This window comes from Herbaspirillum rubrisubalbicans (assembly GCF_003719195.1).
Taxonomy (GTDB): Bacteria; Pseudomonadota; Gammaproteobacteria; order Burkholderiales; family Burkholderiaceae_D; genus Herbaspirillum; species Herbaspirillum rubrisubalbicans.
Genome location: NZ_CP024996.1, coordinates 3,920,981 through 3,936,797, shown reverse-complemented (window position 1 = coordinate 3,936,797; position 15,817 = coordinate 3,920,981). Strand labels below are relative to the sequence as shown.

The window sequence follows — 15,817 nt, the reverse complement described above, 5'->3', positions numbered from 1 at the left end:
TTTAACGCCAGCGTGACGGGTTTCAAGCGGAACGTTTCTCTAAGCCAATGACAACATGCCTGTGAATACTAACAAGAAGCTGCCCCGGTCCCAGATGAAGAACCTGAGCGCTGCCATCGCACTGACGCTGGCCTTGCCGCTGGGCGCGCACGCCGCTGGGCTGGGCAAGCTTACCGTGCTCTCCGCCTTGGGGCAGCCGCTGCGCGCCGAGATCGAAGTGACCTCGGTGAGCGCCGAGGAAGCCGGCAAGCTCACGGCCCGCCTGGCCCCGGCGGAGGCCTTCCGCCGGGCCAACATGGATTACAACCCGGTGTTGAGTTCGCTGTCCTTCGTGATCGAACAGCGCCAGGGGCGGCATTTCATCCGCATCAGCTCCTCCCAGCCGGTCAGCGACCCCTTCGTCGACCTGCTGCTGGAATTGAGCGCAGGCAATGCGCGCCAGATGCGTGAATACACCTTCCTGCTCGATCCGGCAGACAGCAAGACGCCGCGCAACGCCCAGGTGGCACCGCTGACGCCGGGCAATGCGCCGGCAGCGACTACGCCTGCGGCGGCCCCGGCAGCGGCACCAGCCACGCCGGCTGCTGTTGCACCGGCTGCCGAACCCACTCCCGCCGCAGCGCCTGTTGCTGCGCCAGCCGCACCGGTTGCGGCCGCCACGCCGGCACCGGCTGCCACACCAGCGGCCCCCGCGGCCTCCGCTCCCAGCAGCGCACCGATCCCGATCAGCGGTGAAGAGCCGGCGGCCAGCATCGTGCAGCGTCCCGCTCCCTCGGCCCTGGCTGAAGAACTGATCCGCCGCCAGCAGGCCTCCCCCGACAACACCCCGGCCTCGGCCAGCCCCGATGCCGTGGCCGCCGTGCCCAGCGCTTCGGGTAGCGTCAAGCCGGCAGCTGCGGCACCCGCGGGCAGTGCTGCGGCGCCGGCCGGCAAGAGCGGTGAATACCGCGTCAAGCCGGGCGATACCTTGGCCGGGATCGCCACCCGCAACCAGCCGGCCAACGTCTCGCTGGACCAGATGTTGATTGCGCTGTATCGCGCCAACCCGGATGCCTTCCAGGGCAACAACATCAACCGCCTGCGCGCCGGCAAGATCCTGGCCATTCCCGACCAGCCCAGCGCCGCTGCGGTGGACCGCGACGAAGCGCGCAGCATGGTGGTGGCCCAGGCCCAGGATTTCAACGCCTACCGCAACAAGCTGGCCGGCCAGGTCGCCAATGCGCCTGCCGGCAAGCCGGGTAGCAGCCGCCACAGCGGCGGCGGCAAGATCACCACCCGGGTGGAAGAGCGGGCCGGCAACCAGGACGCTCGCGACCGTCTGGAACTCTCGCGCGCCAACAAGGGCCGAGGCAAGACTGGCAACACCGGTACCGCCGCCGAGGACAAGGCCGCCAGCGAACGCGCCCTGGCCGAGGCCAATGATCGCGTCAAGGACCTGGAAAAGAACGTCGACAACCTCCAGAAACTGCTGGAGTTGAAGAACAAGACCATCGCCGAGATGAGCGCCCAGCAGCAGAAGCCGGCCGATGCGGCCAAGCCTGCTGTGGCTGACAACGGTGCTGCGAAGGCAGAGAACCAGCCGGCTGAGGCAGCCACTCCCACACCAGCACCAACCCCAGCCCCGGCTGCGGCCACTACGCCCCAGCCTGTGGCCAGTGCCAAGCCTACCGACAAGGGCGACAAGTCTGGTGGCAGCTTCCTCGACAAGGTCAAGGAAAACCCCTACATCGTCGCCGGCGCCGGCGTACTGGTGGCCTTGCTGGCCGCCGGTGGTGGTGTGCTGGCCATGCGCCGTCGCAAGAAAAAGACCGAAGATGGCCCGACCGAACCCACCATCGAGCCAGAGCCTGCCCCCGCACCTGCTCCTGAACCTGCGGCGGCCATCGCTGAACCCAGCCCTGAACCGGTAGCCGAAGCGCCCGCTGCGGAAGTGGCTGAGGCCGAGCCGGTGGCGGCTGCCGCTCCGGTGGAGGAAGCCCCGGTCGACCCGATTGCCGAAGCCGACATGTACATCGCCTACGGCCGCGACGAGCAGGCCGAGGACATCCTCAAGCTGGCCTTGCAGACCCAACCCGAGCGTCAGGCCCTGCATTCCAAGCTGCTGGAGATCTATGCCAAGCGCGGCGATGTGGCCAATTTCAATCGGGTGGCGCTGAATCTGCACGCCTTGAGCGGCGGTCTCAACGAAGCCTGGGTCAAGGCTGCGGCGTTGGGCCTGGAGCTCGATCCGACCAATCCGCTCTACGGTGGTGCTCCCGCCGAGCCGGAGCCGGTGGTGGCCGAAGAACCCGGCATGGAATTCGACCTGTCCGACTTCAAGGGCGCCGAACTGCAGCCCGAACCCGTGGCCACCGCCGCGGCTGCGGCCGCCCCGATGGATCTGGGCAAGGACATCGATTTCGACCTGGACCTGGAAAACGGCGCCAAGCCCGATGCCAGCGAGCCCATCCTGCCGGCCTCCAGTGGCGCTACCTCGGCCTCCATGCTGCTCGATAGCATGGATGACGTGCCGGCGGCCACCAGCCTGTCGGACCTGGACCTGAGCCTGCCGGAGGAGAGCACTGCGCCATCGGCCACCAACCTGCTGGAGGAGGATGAAGAATCCGCCTTCGAACAGGAAATGACCACCAAGCTCGACCTGGCTGCCGCCTATGAAGAAATCGGCGACAAGGAAGGCGCCCGCGAATTGCTGGAAGAAGTCATGCGCGGCGGCAACGATGCCCAGATCGCCCGTGCCAAACAGATGATGGCCGCGCTGGGCTGACGCAGCGCTGCACCCTGGGGGCGATTACAATAGCCTGATCTCGCGGGCAGCTCGCATGAGCTGCCCGTTCGTTTTTATCGTGCCGCCAGACGGCGGTGTGCGGCCTGTATGAAGATTTCTGCACACCTCTACCGGAAAACCGGCCGTTGCGGCAGGCAGTGAACATCCATGACTGAACTTTCTTCCCCGATTGACGGCCTGCGCCGCGTGGTGCTGGGCGTGCAATACGATGGCGCCAGCTGGCAGGGCTGGCAGACCCAGCCGCACCGCCAGACCGTGCAGGACCAGCTGGAAGCGGCCCTGCAACGCTTCAGCACCACCAGCATCGCCACCACCTGCGCCGGCCGTACCGATTCCGGCGTTCATGCGCTGGAACAGGTGGTGCATTTCGATACCGCCATCGCTCGCGACCGTTTTTCCTGGGTGCGCGGCACCAATGCCTTCCTGCCGCCCACCATCGCGGTGCGCTGGGCCTGCGAACTGCCCTGGGTGGATGATGCCGCCATTGCCGGCGCCCAGGCCGCCGAACTGCACGGGGCCGAGCGGGAAGGGGCCGAAAGCCTGGCGCAGTTCGGTTTCCATGCGCGCTTTTCGGCCATCGCCCGCACCTATCACTATGTGCTCTACAACCATGCGGTACGCTCGCCGCTGCTGGCAGGCAAGGCCGGCTGGACCTTCCGCCCGCTGGATGCAGACCGGATGCACCGGGCCGCGCAACACCTGATCGGTGAACATGATTTCACCAGCTTCCGCGCCGTCGAATGCCAGGCCAAGTCCCCCGTGCGCAAGATGGAAAGCATCGCCGTGCGGCGGCATGGCGATATGATCGTTTTTACCTTGAAGGCCAATGCCTTCCTGCATCACATGGTGCGCAACATCGTCGGCTCGCTGGTGGTGGTGGGCAGCGGCAAGCAGGGGCCGGAATGGATGGGGCAGGTGCTGGCCCTGCGTGACCGCAGCCGCGCTGCGCCCACCTTCATGCCGGATGGCCTGTATCTGGCGCGGGTGGATTATCCCGATGCCTGGGCGCTGCCGCAGGAAATGCGTTCCTGGCCTTGGCTATAGCGTAGAAGTTTTCATCCATAGGGCAATGTTCATGAGCTTTCGTACCCGCATCAAGATCTGTGGCCTGACCCGCGAAGAGGACGTGTGCGCCACCGTGGCCGCTGGCGCCGACGCGCTGGGCTTGGTCTTTTATCCCAAGAGCCCGCGCTACGTGACACCGCAGCGCGCCGGTGAGCTGGCCCGGGCGGTGCCGCCGTTCGTCAGCATGGTCGGCCTGTTCGTCAATCCGAGCCTGGAAGAGGTGCAGCAGGTGCTGGCTCAGGCGCCGCTGACCGTGTTGCAGTTCCACGGTGACGAAACGCCCGAGCAGTGCGCCGCCATCGCCCGCGCCGTTGTCCGACCCTTCATACGCGCCGCCAGAATAGGAAGTTCGACGCAGCCCGCGGATTTGTTAGAATATGAACAGGCATATCGCTCTGCCAGTCCGTTGTTCACCGGGCTGCTGCTCGACACCCTGGTCGAGGAGTATGGCGGCAGCGGAAAGGTTTTCGATTGGTCTCTCATTCCAAAAGAACTCGCGCCTCGGGCCGTTTTGAGTGGTGGCTTGAGCGTACACAACGTCACTGAGGCGGTGGCCGGCGTGCGCCCCTATGCGGTCGATATCAGCAGTGGTGTCGAAGCCGCCAAGGGCATCAAGGATGCCGCCAGGATCGAGGCCTTTATCCAGGCCGTGCGTCTGGCCGACGCTACCCCAGCGTAGCCCCTCCCTTACAGAGTTTCAGAGGAACACCATGAAAGAATTGAATCCCCTCGGCGGTTTCGCCGAGCGTCAAGCCATTCCCGCGGCCGCCCTGCACCAGACGGCCCATTACAACCTGCCCGACGCCCGTGGCCACTTCGGCCCCTATGGCGGCAGCTTCGTGTCCGAAACGCTGACCCTGGCGCTGAACGAGCTGCGCGAGGCCTATGCGCGATACCAGCACGATGAACAATTCCTCGCTGAATTTCATACCGAACTGAAGCATTTCGTCGGCCGTCCCAGCCCGGTGTACCACGCCAAGCGCTGGTCCGAGCTGGCTGGTGGGGCGCAGATCTACTTCAAGCGTGAAGACCTGAACCATACCGGCGCCCACAAGATCAACAACGTGATCGGCCAGGCGCTCTTGGCCAAGCGCATGGGCAAGCAGCGTATCATCGCCGAGACCGGCGCCGGCCAGCATGGCGTGGCCACCGCCACCATCTGTGCGCGCTTCGGCATGGAATGCATCGTCTACATGGGCAGCGAAGATGTGAGGCGCCAGTTGCAGAACGTCTATCGCATGAACCTCCTGGGCGCCAAGGTGGTGCCGGTCGAATCCGGTTCCAAGACCTTGAAGGATGCGCTCAATGAAGCCATGCGCGACTGGGTCACCAATGTCGAGACCACCTTCTACATCATCGGCACCGTGGCCGGTCCGCATCCGTATCCGATGATGGTGCGCGACTTCCAGTCGGTGATCGGCAACGAGTGCATCCAGCAGATGCCGGAAATCGCTGCGCGCCAGCCCGACTATGTGGTGGCGGCGGTGGGTGGCGGCTCCAATGCCATGGGCATCTTCTATCCGTATATCGACTACCCGGACGTCAAGCTGGTCGGCGTGGAAGCCGCCGGCGATGGCCTGGATACCGGCCGCCACTCGGCCTCGCTGACCCTGGGCTCGCCCGGCGTGCTGCATGGCAATCGCACCTACCTGCTGCAGGATGCCAACGGCCAGATCATCGAGACCCACTCGGTCTCGGCCGGCCTGGATTATCCGGGCGTGGGCCCGGAACACGCCTGGTTGAAGGACAGCGGTCGTGCCAGCTATGCCTGCATCACCGATGATGAGGCATTGGACGCCTTCAATACCTGCTGCCGCATCGAAGGCATCATCCCGGCGCTGGAGTCCAGCCATGCCCTGGCCCATGCGGCCAAGCTGGCGGCGACCTTGCCCCGCGACCAGATCGTGCTGGTGAACCTGTCCGGCCGAGGTGACAAGGATATGCATACCGTGCAACAGCGCCAGGGCTGATCCTGGATCTGGCCCGCATAGGCCGGCTGGTGCAGGCGCACCAGCCGGTCGGTTCGACAAAATACTTCATATCATCATGTCCAGAATCCAGACCACCTTTTCCCAACTGGCCGAGCACAAGCGCAAGGCCCTGATTACCTTCATCACCGCTGGCGATCCGGCCCCTGAGTTGACTGTGCCGCTGCTGCACGCGCTGGTGGCCGGTGGCGTCGATATCCTCGAACTGGGCGTGCCGTTCTCCGACCCCATGGCCGAAGGCCCAGTGATCCAGCGCGCCTGCGAGCGTGCGCTCAAGTTCGGCATCAGCACCCATGACGTGCTGGGCTATGTGCGTGAATTCCGCAAGACCAACAGCCACACCCCCATCGTGCTGATGGGCTATGCCAACCCGATCGAGCGCTTTGGCGTGGATGCCTTCATCGCGGCGGCCAGCGAAGCCGGCGTGGATGGCACCATCGTGGTGGACTATCCACCCGAGGAATGTGAAGAATTCGCCCAGAAGATGCAGGCCCAGGGCATGGACCCGATCTTCCTGCTGGCGCCGACCTCCTCGGAAGAGCGTATCCGCCAGGTGGCGGCGGTCAGCAGCGGTTTCTGCTATTACGTTTCACTCAAGGGCGTCACCGGCGCCGGCCACATCGACACCGCCGAAGTGGCTGAGCGCATCGCCGCCATCCGCCAGCATGTGAAGCTGCCCATCGCAGTGGGCTTCGGCATCCGTGATGGCGCTACCGCCCGCACGGTCGGCAGCGTGGCCGATGCGGTGGTGATCGGCAGCCGCATCATCGCCGAGCTGGAAAACACGCCCCAGGACCGGGCCTGCGCGGCGGTGCAAGCCTTCGTCTCCGACATTCGCCAGGCGCTCGACGCCTGAGCACTCTGATCCCCGTCCGCCAGGGCAGGGGGCGCAAGCCTGCGGCGTCGGTCGCAGGCTTGTTTTTTTGATACGGCGCAAGCCGGCAGTGTGCATCTTCTTGCCTGCTGGAAAGCATGACCGTGCTTTACGTCCGTCGCCGGTCGGCTCTGGTACAATGCGCGCCACCGGAAAAATCTATGAGGTCTCTATGAGCTGGCTTGAGAAGTTACTGCCACCCCAGATTCAACGCGGTTCTACCAGCCGCAAAGCCATCCCGGAAGGTTTGTGGGTCAAGTGCCCCTCCTGCGAAGCGGTGCTCTACCGTACCGACCTGGAATCCAATCTGCATGTCTGCCCCAAGTGCAGCCATCACATGCGCATCCGCGCCCGCGCTCGTCTGGATGCCCTGCTCGACGAAGGCGGTCGCTATGAGATCGGCCAGGAAGCCCTGCCGGTCGATACCCTGAAGTTCAAGGACAGCAAGAAGTACCCGGATCGTCTGAAGGACGCCATGGAATCCACCGGCGAAACCGATGCCATGGTGGTCATGGGCGGCGCCATCATGACCCTGCCGGTGGTGGTGGCCTGCTTCGAGTTCGAGTTCATGGGCGGTTCCATGGGTTCGGTGGTCGGCGAGCGCTTCGTGCGCGGCGCCCAGGCCGCCCTGGAACAGAAGGTCCCCTTCATCTGCATCACCGCCACGGGCGGCGCGCGGATGCAGGAAGGCCTGCTGTCCTTGATGCAGATGGCCAAGACCACCGCCATGCTGACCAAGCTGGCAGAAAAGAAGCTGCCCTTCATCAGCGTGCTGACCGACCCCACCATGGGTGGCGTGTCGGCCTCGTTTGCCTTCATGGGCGACGTGGTGATGGCCGAACCCCGTGCCCTGATCGGCTTTGCCGGCCCGCGCGTGATCGAGAACACGGTGCGGGAGAAGCTGCCCGAAGGCTTCCAGCGTGCTGAATTCCTGGTCACCAAGGGCGCCATCGACATGATCGTCGACCGTCGCAAGATGCGCGAGGAAATCGCCCATCTGCTGGCCCTGTTGCAGAACCAGGCGGCCGAAACGGTTTCCTGATCAGCGCTATACTTCAGGCCCGGATTTGCAGAAGTGCAATTCCGGGCCTTGTTTTTTCGTAATCCGTAATTCGTGTATGTGCAGTAGCTTCACCCACCGAGACGCGCCATGACTTCCCAAGCCTCCCCGACTCCCGCCACCTTGAACGAATGGTTGGCCCTGCTGGAACAACGCCATTTCAAGCAGATCGATATGGGCCTGGAGCGTGTGCTGGCGGTCAAGCAAAAGCTCGACATCCGTTTCGACTGCCCGGTCATCATGGTGGCCGGCACCAATGGCAAGGGCTCGACCTGCGCCATGCTGGAGTCCATCCTCTTGCGCGCCGGTTACCGCGTGGGCCTGTATATCAAGCCGCATTTCCTGCACTTCAATGAACGTGCCCGCATCAGCGGCGACATGGCCAGCGATGCCCAGTTGATCGCCGCCTTCGAGGCGGTGGAAGCCCAGCGCGGCGAGATCTCGCTGACCTATTTCGAATTCACCACCCTGGCCATCATGAAGCTCTTGGCCGATGCCAAGCAGGATGTGGTGATCCTGGAAGTCGGCCTGGGCGGGCGTCTGGATGCGGTCAATGTGGTCGATGCCGATGTGGCCATCGTCACCAGCATCGATATCGACCATACCGAATACCTGGGCGAGACCCGCGAAGAGATCGGTTTTGAGAAGGCCGGTATCTTCCGTCCCGGCAAGGTGGCGGTGTGCGGCGATCCGCTGCCGCCCAAGTCGCTCATCGCCCACGCCGAGAAGATCGGCGCCGACCTCTGGCTCATGGGCCGCGACTACAACTACCAGGGCGACAAGCAGCAATGGGCCTATGGTGGCCGCGCCATGCGCCGCAATTCGCTGGCCTATCCCAGTCTGCGCGGCGCCAACCAGCTATTGAACGCCTCGGCCGCGCTGGCCGCACTGGAAGCCCTGCGCGAAGTGCTGCCGGTGGGCGCCCAGGAAGTGCGCACGGGGCTGGCCACGGTGGAGTTGCCGGCGCGCTTCCAGGTGCTGCCGGGCCAGCCGCTGGTGATCCTGGATGTGGCGCACAACCCCCATGCGGCGGCTACCCTGGCCCAGAACCTGGACAACATGGGCTTTCATCCCTACACCTATGCAGTCTTCGGTTCCATGCTGGACAAGGATATCGAAGGCGTCATCAGCCACCTCAAGGACAAGATCGACCACTGGTGCGTGACCGATCTGCCGCTGCCGCGCGCGGCCAGCGCGCAACAGCTCAAGGAGACCCTGCTGGGGGCCGGCGTGCAGCCGGAATTCAGGCGGGACGCGGCGCGTAGTATAGAAACCTTCACTTCCCCGGCCCAGGCATATGCAAATGCATTAAGCAGAGCAGGGGAGAATGATAGAATTGTGGTTTTCGGATCCTTCCTGACCGTAGCCGGCGTCATGCAGGCGCGCCGCCCCGGTCGGCACTGATTCCGAACCCGATTTTCGGAGCCGGCCGCCACGCCCGACGGCGCCAGGACCTGATTGGCCAGGCAGGTTTTCCACGATTTCCCGATCAATTCAAGACGACTCCGCATGGGCTTGTTCTCGCTTTTCCGTAAAAACAAGCAGGACTCTGCTTCTGACCAAGGTACTTTCCGCTCGCGTGCCGACGAGCAATCTTCCGTCATTCGCAGCCGCAACAGCCGCAGCACCGCCAATGGCAGTGGCCGCGCCGCCAGTGGTCGCGCCAAGGCCGGCAAGGATGCGGCCGACCCGCTGCTGCCGGAAAAGAAGCGCGCCCGCCGTCGCCTCATCGGTGCCGTCGCGCTGGCCCTGGCGGTGGTGATCGTGTTGCCGATGATCCTCGATTCCGAGCCCAAGCCCTTGAACGAAGACATCGCCATCCAGATCCCGTCCAAGGACGCACCCGTGGCGGACATGACCCAGCCCGGCCGCAGCGACCCCAAGCAGGCCTCGCTGGACCAGAAGGAAGAGATCGTCGAGCCCGCCAGCATCGCCCCGGAACCGGCCAGCCCGACCCCGACCCCGACACCAGCACCGGCAGCGGCCCAGCCGGAGACGCCGCCGGTGGCAGTGACGCCCAAGGTGGTCGAGAAGACGGTGGAGAAACCGGTCGAAAAGCATCAGGAAAAGTCGACCGAGAAGCCGACCGAAAAGTCCGCCGCCAAGACCGAACACAAGGAAGAGCCCAAGAGGGAAGAACCCAAGAAGGAAGCCGCCAAGCCCAAGGCGCCGGCCGCCACCGATGACGATGCCGCCCGCGCCCTGGCGATCCTGGAAGGCAAGTCGGGCGCTGCGGCAGCCCCGGCTGAGAAGAAGCCGGCTGCTGCCGGTGGCAAGTTCGTCATCCAGGTGGCCGCGCTGGCGACCCAGGACAAGGTCAATGAATTGCGTAACAAGTTGAGCGCCGCCGGCATCCATTCGTACACGCAAAAGATCGCCACCCAGGCCGGAGACCGCACGCGCATTCGCGTCGGCCCCTTCGCCAGCCGTGAAGAGGCCGAACGCATGGGCGGCCGAATCAAGAAGCTGGGCCTGAATGCGACGATTGTTCCTGCTTGAATTTGGCTACAGATAGCCGCATATTGTTGCCATCGTGACGATATTTGACTACTTGGTGCTGCTGATCCTGGCCTGTTCGGTGATCATTGGTACGCTGCGCGGTTTCGTGCGTGAGGTGTTGTCGCTGGCCGGCTGGATCGTCGCGCTGGTGGTGGCCAATACCTATGGCGAGGCCTTGTCGGCGATGTTGCCGGATGTGGTGCCGGGCGAATTGACGCGGCTCATCGTGGCCTTCATTGCCTTGTTCATCGGCACCCGCTTGCTGGTAGCGCTGGTGGCCAAGACCCTGGGTGAGCTGGTCAAGGCCACCGGCCTGGGTTTCCTGGACCGGACCTTGGGCAGTGTGTTCGGCGTGGCGCGTGGCGTGCTGCTGGTGGTGGCGGTAGCCTTGCTGTGCGGCACCACCGAGATTCCGCGCCAGCCGTTCTGGACCCAGGCTCGCTTCAGTCCCTGGGTGGTACAGGCGGCCCAAGCGGTGTTGCCCTACCTGCCGGGCAAGCTGGCCGAGCATGTGAGTTTTTCCACTCCGGTCTGAAGGGTGACCCCGTGGCGGGGCGCATTGAGATCGGGTGGCAAGCGTGGTTCATTTTCGTTTTCGTTTTTCGTTAGGAGTCCACCATGTGTGGCATCGTCGGTATCGTCTCTCATAGTCCCGTCAACCAGATGCTGTATGACGCGCTGCTGCTGCTGCAGCACCGCGGCCAGGATGCGGCGGGGATCGCAACCAATCACGCCAACGGTTTCTCGATGCACAAGGCCAATGGCCTGGTGCGCGACGTCTTCCGTACCCGCAACATGCGCTCGCTGCCCGGCAACACCGGCATCGGCCAGGTGCGCTATCCGACCGCAGGCAGCTCTTCTTCGGAAGAAGAAGCGCAGCCGTTCTACGTCAATGCCCCTTTCGGCATCATCCTGGCGCACAACGGCAACCTGACCAATGCGGAACAGTTGAAGATCGAGATGTTCAAGAACGATCGCCGCCACATCAACACCGATTCCGATACCGAAGTGCTGTTGAACGTGCTGGCCCACGAGATCCAGCAAGCCACCACCGGCTATTCGCTGGACCCGGCCGCGCTCTTCAAGGCGGTGGCCATGGTGCACAAGCGGGTGCGCGGCTCCTACGCCGTGGTGGCGCAGATTGCCGGTTATGGTCTGTTGGGCTTCCGCGATCCGTATGGCATCCGTCCGATGTGCCTGGGCTTCAACGAGAGCGACAAGGGCATCGAATACATGATGGCCAGCGAATCGGTGGCCCTGGAAGGCATGGGCTTCCGCTTCCTGCGCGACGTCAATCCGGGTGAAGCGATCTTCATCGACAACGACGGCAAGCTGTACAACCAGCAATGCGCCGAGAACCCGACCCTGAACCCTTGCGCCTTCGAATACGTCTATCTGGCCCGTCCGGACTCCATCATCGATGGTGCCTCGGTCTATGCCACCCGTCTGAAGATGGGCGAGTTCCTGGCCGAGAAGATCCGCAAGCAGTTCAAGCATGGCGAGATCGACGTGGTCATGCCGATTCCCGATTCCTCGCGTCCGGCCGCCATGGAACTGGCCTTGAAGCTGGGCATCGAGTACCGCGAAGGCTTCATCAAGAACCGTTACATCGGCCGCACCTTCATCATGCCGGGCCAGGCGCTGCGCAAGAAATCGGTGCGCCAGAAGCTCAATGCCATCGGCAGCGAATTCAAGGGCAAGAACGTGCTGCTGGTGGATGATTCCATCGTGCGCGGCACCACCAGCCGTGAAATCGTGCAGATGGCGCGTGAGTCCGGCGCCAAGAACGTGATCTTCGCTTCGGCGGCGCCCCCGGTGAAGTTCCCCAACGTCTATGGCATCGACATGCCGACCCGCGATGAACTGATCGCCTTCGGTCGCAGCGAAGAGGAAGTGTGCCGCGAGATCACCGCCGACGCCCTGGTCTACCAGGACGTGGAAGACCTCAAGCGCGCCATCTCCGACGCCAACCCGGCCTTGAAGCAGTTTGAAGCGTCCTGCTTCGACGGTCACTACATCACCGGCGACATCACCCAGGAATACCTGGACCGCATCGAATACGCCCGCAAGAACCCCAAGCCGGCGCTGGAAGATGTGGTGCGTTCACAGCTGAACCTGAACCTGGCACGCGCGGACTGATCCCCGCTGCCTGAGCAGAAGCTGGAACAAGACGCCGGTGGCCTTGGTGGCACCGGCGTTTTGCATGGACCCGTCCGGCGGGAAATTGGCTTATCATTTTGCCTTTGGCCGCGCTGGCCTCGGCCCTTCACCCTGCATTTCCGATCACGCGATGAACGATAAAAAAACCTACGGCTTCACCACCACCATCCTCCACAGCGACCGCCAGAAGGGCATCGAGCACGGCTCGCTGCACAAGCCCGTCCACACCTCGGTGACCTTCGGCTATGAAGATGCGCGCCAACTGGCTGAAGTGTTCCAGGGCAAGCAGCCGGGCTATCGCTATGGCCGCCAGGGCAACCCGACGGTGTCGGCGCTGGAAGACAAGATCACCAAGATGGAAGACGGCAAGTCCACCATCTGCTTTGCCACCGGCATGGCCGCCATCGGCGCCATCGTCCAGGGCTTGCTGCGCGAGGGCGATCATGTGGTGTCATCGGCTTTCCTGTTCGGCAATACCAATAGCCTGTGGATGACGGTGGGCGCGCAGGGCGCCAAGGTGTCGATGGTGGATGCGACGGACGTGAAGAACGTGGAAGCGGCCATCACGCCCAATACGCGTCTGGTGTTCGTGGAAACCATCGCCAACCCGCGCACCCAGGTGGCGGATTTGAAGCGTATCGGCGAACTGTGCCGCCAGCGCGGCATCCTCTACGTGGTGGATAACACCATGACCTCGCCTTACCTGTTCCGTCCCAAGACGGTCGGGGCCGGGTTGGTGGTCAATTCGCTGACCAAATCCATCGGCGGCCACGGCAATGCGCTGGGCGGGGCGCTGACCGATACCGGTGAATACGACTGGACCCGCTATCCCCACATCGCCGACAACTACAAGAAGAACCCGCCCGCGCAATGGGCCATGGCGCAGATCCGCGCCAAGGCGCTGCGCGACTTCGGCGGCTCGCTAGGGCCGGAAGCGGCGCACCACATTGCCGTGGGCGCCGAGACCATCGCCCTGCGCCTGGACCGCGAATGCCAGAACGCCCTGGCGCTGGCGCAGATGCTGCAAGCCGACCCGCGTGTGGCGGCGGTGCATTATCCGGGCCTGGAATCGCATCCCCAGCACGCCCTGTGCAAGCAATTGTTCCGCTCCTTCGGCAGCCTCATGTCCTTTGAACTGAAGGACAGCATCGATTGCTTCGACTACCTCAATCGCCTCAACCTGGCAGTGGCCGCCAGCAACCTGGGCGACACCCGCACCCTGGTGATCCCGGTGGCGCATACCATCTTCTACGAGATGGGCGCCGAGCGCCGCGCCAGCATGGGCATTGCCGAGTCGTTGATCCGCGTCTCGGTGGGGCTGGAAGATACCGATGACCTGGTCCAGGACTTCCGCCAGGCGCTGGATGCCTGAGCAGCCCGGCTAGGGTGATTCAAGCCCGTATATGAAGAAACGACAACGCCCGTCCCCTGGCAAGGGGGACGGGCGTTGTGCCTTGTGGGCGATATGAAGAAACTTACGCAGATGGGCAGTGCCTCCTTGGCTGCCGCTGCGGCCGGCTCAGGGCACCAGGTTGGCCACGGCCTCGCGATCGGCCCATTTGGTCTTGTAGGTCGGCTTGAAGTTCTGGAAGCGCTCGATCAAGGTGGCCGGATTGACTTCATGCATCATCAGCCCGGACTGGTCGGTGCTCACGAAGCGTTGCGAGACCAGGTGATTGACGAAGGCGATCAGGTTGTCATAGAAGCCTTCCACGTTGTACAGGCAGATCGGCTTGTAGTGGAAGCCCAACTGCGCCCAGGTCAGTACCTCGAACAGTTCTTCCAGGGTACCCATGCCGCCCGGCATGGCCACGAAGCCATCGGAGAGCTCGGCCATCATGGCCTTGCGTTCGTGCATGTCCTTGACGATGTGCAGGCGGGTCAGGCCATCGTGGCCCAGTTCCTTGTCCAGCAAGGCCTTGGGGATGACGCCGGTGGCTTCGCCGCCCAGGCGCATCACCTCGCTGGCGATGATACCCATCAGGCCGACATTGCCGCCGCCGTAGACCAGGGCGATGTTGTTCTTCACCATTTCCTGCGCCAGCTTGCGCGCTGCCTCGGCATAAGCCGGGGAAGCGCCAGGGGAAGAGCCGCAATATACGCAAATCGATTTCATGTGTCCTCTGCTAAGTCCGTCCGTCATTGGCTCGTGAGCTCGTTACAATGGCTGGGCTGGAGTACCAAATGTTGCTCATGGGCATCAGGATGTCGCCCCAATGTCCACTATCTCCAAGCCTTTTCTGTTATACCATGATAGTGCAGTGCAGCATAAGCTTATGTGCTGACGCCGGCGTGACAGGCGATGCGCTGCAACCGAGAGCGAACAAGGATGAAGGGACATCATGTCGAACAAGATCGTCAGTCTGGCTCTGCAGGGTGGTGGCTCGCATGGGGCCTTCACCTGGGGCGTGCTGGATCGCCTCCTGGAGGATGGCCGATTGGACCTGGAAGGGATCAGTGGTGCCTCGGCCGGGGCCATGAATGCGGTGGTGCTGGCCCAGGGTTACGTGCAGGATGGCCGCGCCGGTGCGCGTGCTGCGCTGGAGCGCTTCTGGACGGCGCTGTCCACCGGGGCGCCGCTGGACTTCATCAATGCCGAAGGCGCGCCGGTGATCGCCAATCCGGCGCCCATGCCGGGGATGCAGGCGCTGCTGGCGATGACGCGCTTTTTTTCGCCGACCCAATTGAACCCGCTGGATATCAACCCGCTGCGCGACATCCTGGTCGAGCAGGTCGATTTTGAGCGCCTGCGCCGCCAGCGCGAACTGAAGCTCTTCATCGCCGCCACCCAGGTCAGTACCGGCACGCTGAAGATCTTCCGCAATGCCGACCTGTCGGTGGATGTGCTGCTGGCCTCGGCTTGCCTGCCCTCGCTGCACCGGCCCATCGAAATCGAGGGCGAAGCCTACTGGGATGGCGGTTTGACGGCCAATCCGCCGATCTTCCCGCTGCTGCATTCCTGCACCGCGCGCGACGTGATGGTGGTGCTGCTGCATCCCAGCCGCCGCGCCGGCACCCCCACCACCAGCCATGACATCGGCCAGCGCCTGTCGGAAATCAGCTTCAGTTCGGCCTTTTTCACCGAACTGAGCGCGCTGGCCCTGGCCAAGCGCGAAGCCGAGAGTTCCACGCTGGCCTTCGGGTCGCTGGAGCGGCGCTTGCGCCAGTTGAATCTGCACATGATCGATGCCAATGAGGTGATGGAGCAGTTGACCAATCTCTCCAAGCTCAATACTCAGGCCAGCTTCATCGGTAGCCTCTTCCAGCAGGGCCGCGAACGCGCCTCGGAATGGCTGGAGCAGAACTTCGCCCAGATCGGTCATACCTCCACCTTCGACCTGGGGCGCTTCCTGCCCTGATGACCTCAATGCCAGGCTGTGCGCACG

The 15,817-nt window shown here is 63.7% G+C and carries 13 protein-coding genes; 12 read left to right on the top strand and 1 reads right to left on the bottom strand.

The annotated features are described in order from the left end of the window. Positions 1-55 precede the first annotated feature (55 nt). The 11 genes from RC54_RS17480 to RC54_RS17430 all read left to right on the top strand — a co-directional run bounded on the left by RC54_RS17480 (position 56) and on the right by RC54_RS17430 (position 13,803). Positions 56-2,764: a motility hub landmark protein FimV gene (locus RC54_RS17480; RefSeq protein WP_061790175.1), complete on the top strand. Its 2,709-nt coding sequence runs from the start codon at positions 56-58 to the stop codon at positions 2,762-2,764. A gap of 168 nt (positions 2,765-2,932) precedes the next feature. Then, positions 2,933-3,829 carry a tRNA pseudouridine synthase A gene (locus tag RC54_RS17475; RefSeq protein WP_058896285.1) on the top strand — a complete coding sequence of 299 codons (897 nt, stop codon included), beginning with the start codon at positions 2,933-2,935 and terminating at the stop codon, positions 3,827-3,829. A 31-nt stretch (positions 3,830-3,860) separates the two neighbouring features. Next, a complete protein-coding gene (locus tag RC54_RS17470; protein ID WP_061790192.1) occupies positions 3,861-4,529 on the top strand; it encodes a phosphoribosylanthranilate isomerase in 669 nt (222 codons plus the stop codon). Positions 4,530-4,560: 31 nt separating this feature from the next. After that, the gene (gene trpB, locus RC54_RS17465; protein WP_123020466.1) at positions 4,561-5,820 is read left to right on the top strand and encodes a tryptophan synthase subunit beta; all 1,260 of its coding nucleotides are present in this window, start codon (positions 4,561-4,563) and stop codon (positions 5,818-5,820) included. A gap of 76 nt (positions 5,821-5,896) precedes the next feature. Further along, positions 5,897-6,694, top strand: a complete 798-nt coding sequence (gene trpA / locus RC54_RS17460; protein ID WP_061790176.1) for a tryptophan synthase subunit alpha — start codon at positions 5,897-5,899, stop codon at positions 6,692-6,694. A 190-nt stretch (positions 6,695-6,884) separates the two neighbouring features. After that, on the top strand, positions 6,885-7,754 hold the full coding sequence (gene accD / locus RC54_RS17455; protein ID WP_017452958.1) for an acetyl-CoA carboxylase, carboxyltransferase subunit beta: 870 nt from the start codon (positions 6,885-6,887) through the stop codon (positions 7,752-7,754). A gap of 108 nt (positions 7,755-7,862) precedes the next feature. Then, complete coding sequence (gene folC / locus RC54_RS17450) at positions 7,863-9,176, top strand: bifunctional tetrahydrofolate synthase/dihydrofolate synthase (RefSeq protein ID WP_061790177.1); 1,314 nt, start codon at positions 7,863-7,865, stop codon at positions 9,174-9,176. Between the two features lie 105 nt (positions 9,177-9,281). Beyond that, a complete protein-coding gene (locus RC54_RS17445; protein ID WP_061790178.1) occupies positions 9,282-10,271 on the top strand; it encodes an SPOR domain-containing protein in 990 nt (329 codons plus the stop codon). Positions 10,272-10,305: 34 nt separating this feature from the next. Further along, on the top strand, positions 10,306-10,806 hold the full coding sequence (locus tag RC54_RS17440; RefSeq protein WP_058896279.1) for a CvpA family protein: 501 nt from the start codon (positions 10,306-10,308) through the stop codon (positions 10,804-10,806). An 83-nt stretch (positions 10,807-10,889) separates the two neighbouring features. Next, positions 10,890-12,410 carry an amidophosphoribosyltransferase gene (gene purF / locus RC54_RS17435; RefSeq protein ID WP_017452954.1) on the top strand — a complete coding sequence of 507 codons (1,521 nt, stop codon included), beginning with the start codon at positions 10,890-10,892 and terminating at the stop codon, positions 12,408-12,410. A 151-nt stretch (positions 12,411-12,561) separates the two neighbouring features. Next, positions 12,562-13,803: a cystathionine gamma-synthase family protein gene (locus RC54_RS17430; RefSeq protein WP_061790179.1), complete on the top strand. Its 1,242-nt coding sequence runs from the start codon at positions 12,562-12,564 to the stop codon at positions 13,801-13,803. A gap of 147 nt (positions 13,804-13,950) precedes the next feature. Here the strand turns inward: RC54_RS17430 and RC54_RS17425 are convergent, their stop codons facing one another. Next, positions 13,951-14,547 (bottom strand): LOG family protein, encoded by a 597-nt coding sequence (locus RC54_RS17425; RefSeq protein WP_017452952.1) that lies wholly within the window; start codon positions 14,545-14,547, stop codon positions 13,951-13,953. A 226-nt stretch (positions 14,548-14,773) separates the two neighbouring features. Between RC54_RS17425 and RC54_RS17420 the strand changes: the two genes are divergently transcribed. Next, positions 14,774-15,790, top strand: a complete 1,017-nt coding sequence (locus RC54_RS17420) for a patatin-like phospholipase family protein (RefSeq protein WP_017452951.1) — start codon at positions 14,774-14,776, stop codon at positions 15,788-15,790. Positions 15,791-15,817: the final 27 nt, after the last annotated feature.

Coding starts and splice junctions, on each gene's coding strand:
- RC54_RS17420 (WP_017452951.1), top strand. CDS start 14,774: ATGTCGAACAAGATCGTCAGTCTGGCTCTGCAGGGTGGTGGCTCGCAT.
- RC54_RS17470 (WP_061790192.1), top strand. CDS start 3,861: ATGAGCTTTCGTACCCGCATCAAGATCTGTGGCCTGACCCGCGAAGAG.
- RC54_RS17480 (WP_061790175.1), top strand. CDS start 56: ATGCCTGTGAATACTAACAAGAAGCTGCCCCGGTCCCAGATGAAGAAC.
- purF (WP_017452954.1), top strand. CDS start 10,890: ATGTGTGGCATCGTCGGTATCGTCTCTCATAGTCCCGTCAACCAGATG.
- RC54_RS17425 (WP_017452952.1), bottom strand. CDS start 14,547: ATGAAATCGATTTGCGTATATTGCGGCTCTTCCCCTGGCGCTTCCCCG.
- trpA (WP_061790176.1), top strand. CDS start 5,897: ATGTCCAGAATCCAGACCACCTTTTCCCAACTGGCCGAGCACAAGCGC.
- folC (WP_061790177.1), top strand. CDS start 7,863: ATGACTTCCCAAGCCTCCCCGACTCCCGCCACCTTGAACGAATGGTTG.
- accD (WP_017452958.1), top strand. CDS start 6,885: ATGAGCTGGCTTGAGAAGTTACTGCCACCCCAGATTCAACGCGGTTCT.
- RC54_RS17475 (WP_058896285.1), top strand. CDS start 2,933: ATGACTGAACTTTCTTCCCCGATTGACGGCCTGCGCCGCGTGGTGCTG.
- RC54_RS17445 (WP_061790178.1), top strand. CDS start 9,282: ATGGGCTTGTTCTCGCTTTTCCGTAAAAACAAGCAGGACTCTGCTTCT.
- trpB (WP_123020466.1), top strand. CDS start 4,561: ATGAAAGAATTGAATCCCCTCGGCGGTTTCGCCGAGCGTCAAGCCATT.
- RC54_RS17430 (WP_061790179.1), top strand. CDS start 12,562: ATGAACGATAAAAAAACCTACGGCTTCACCACCACCATCCTCCACAGC.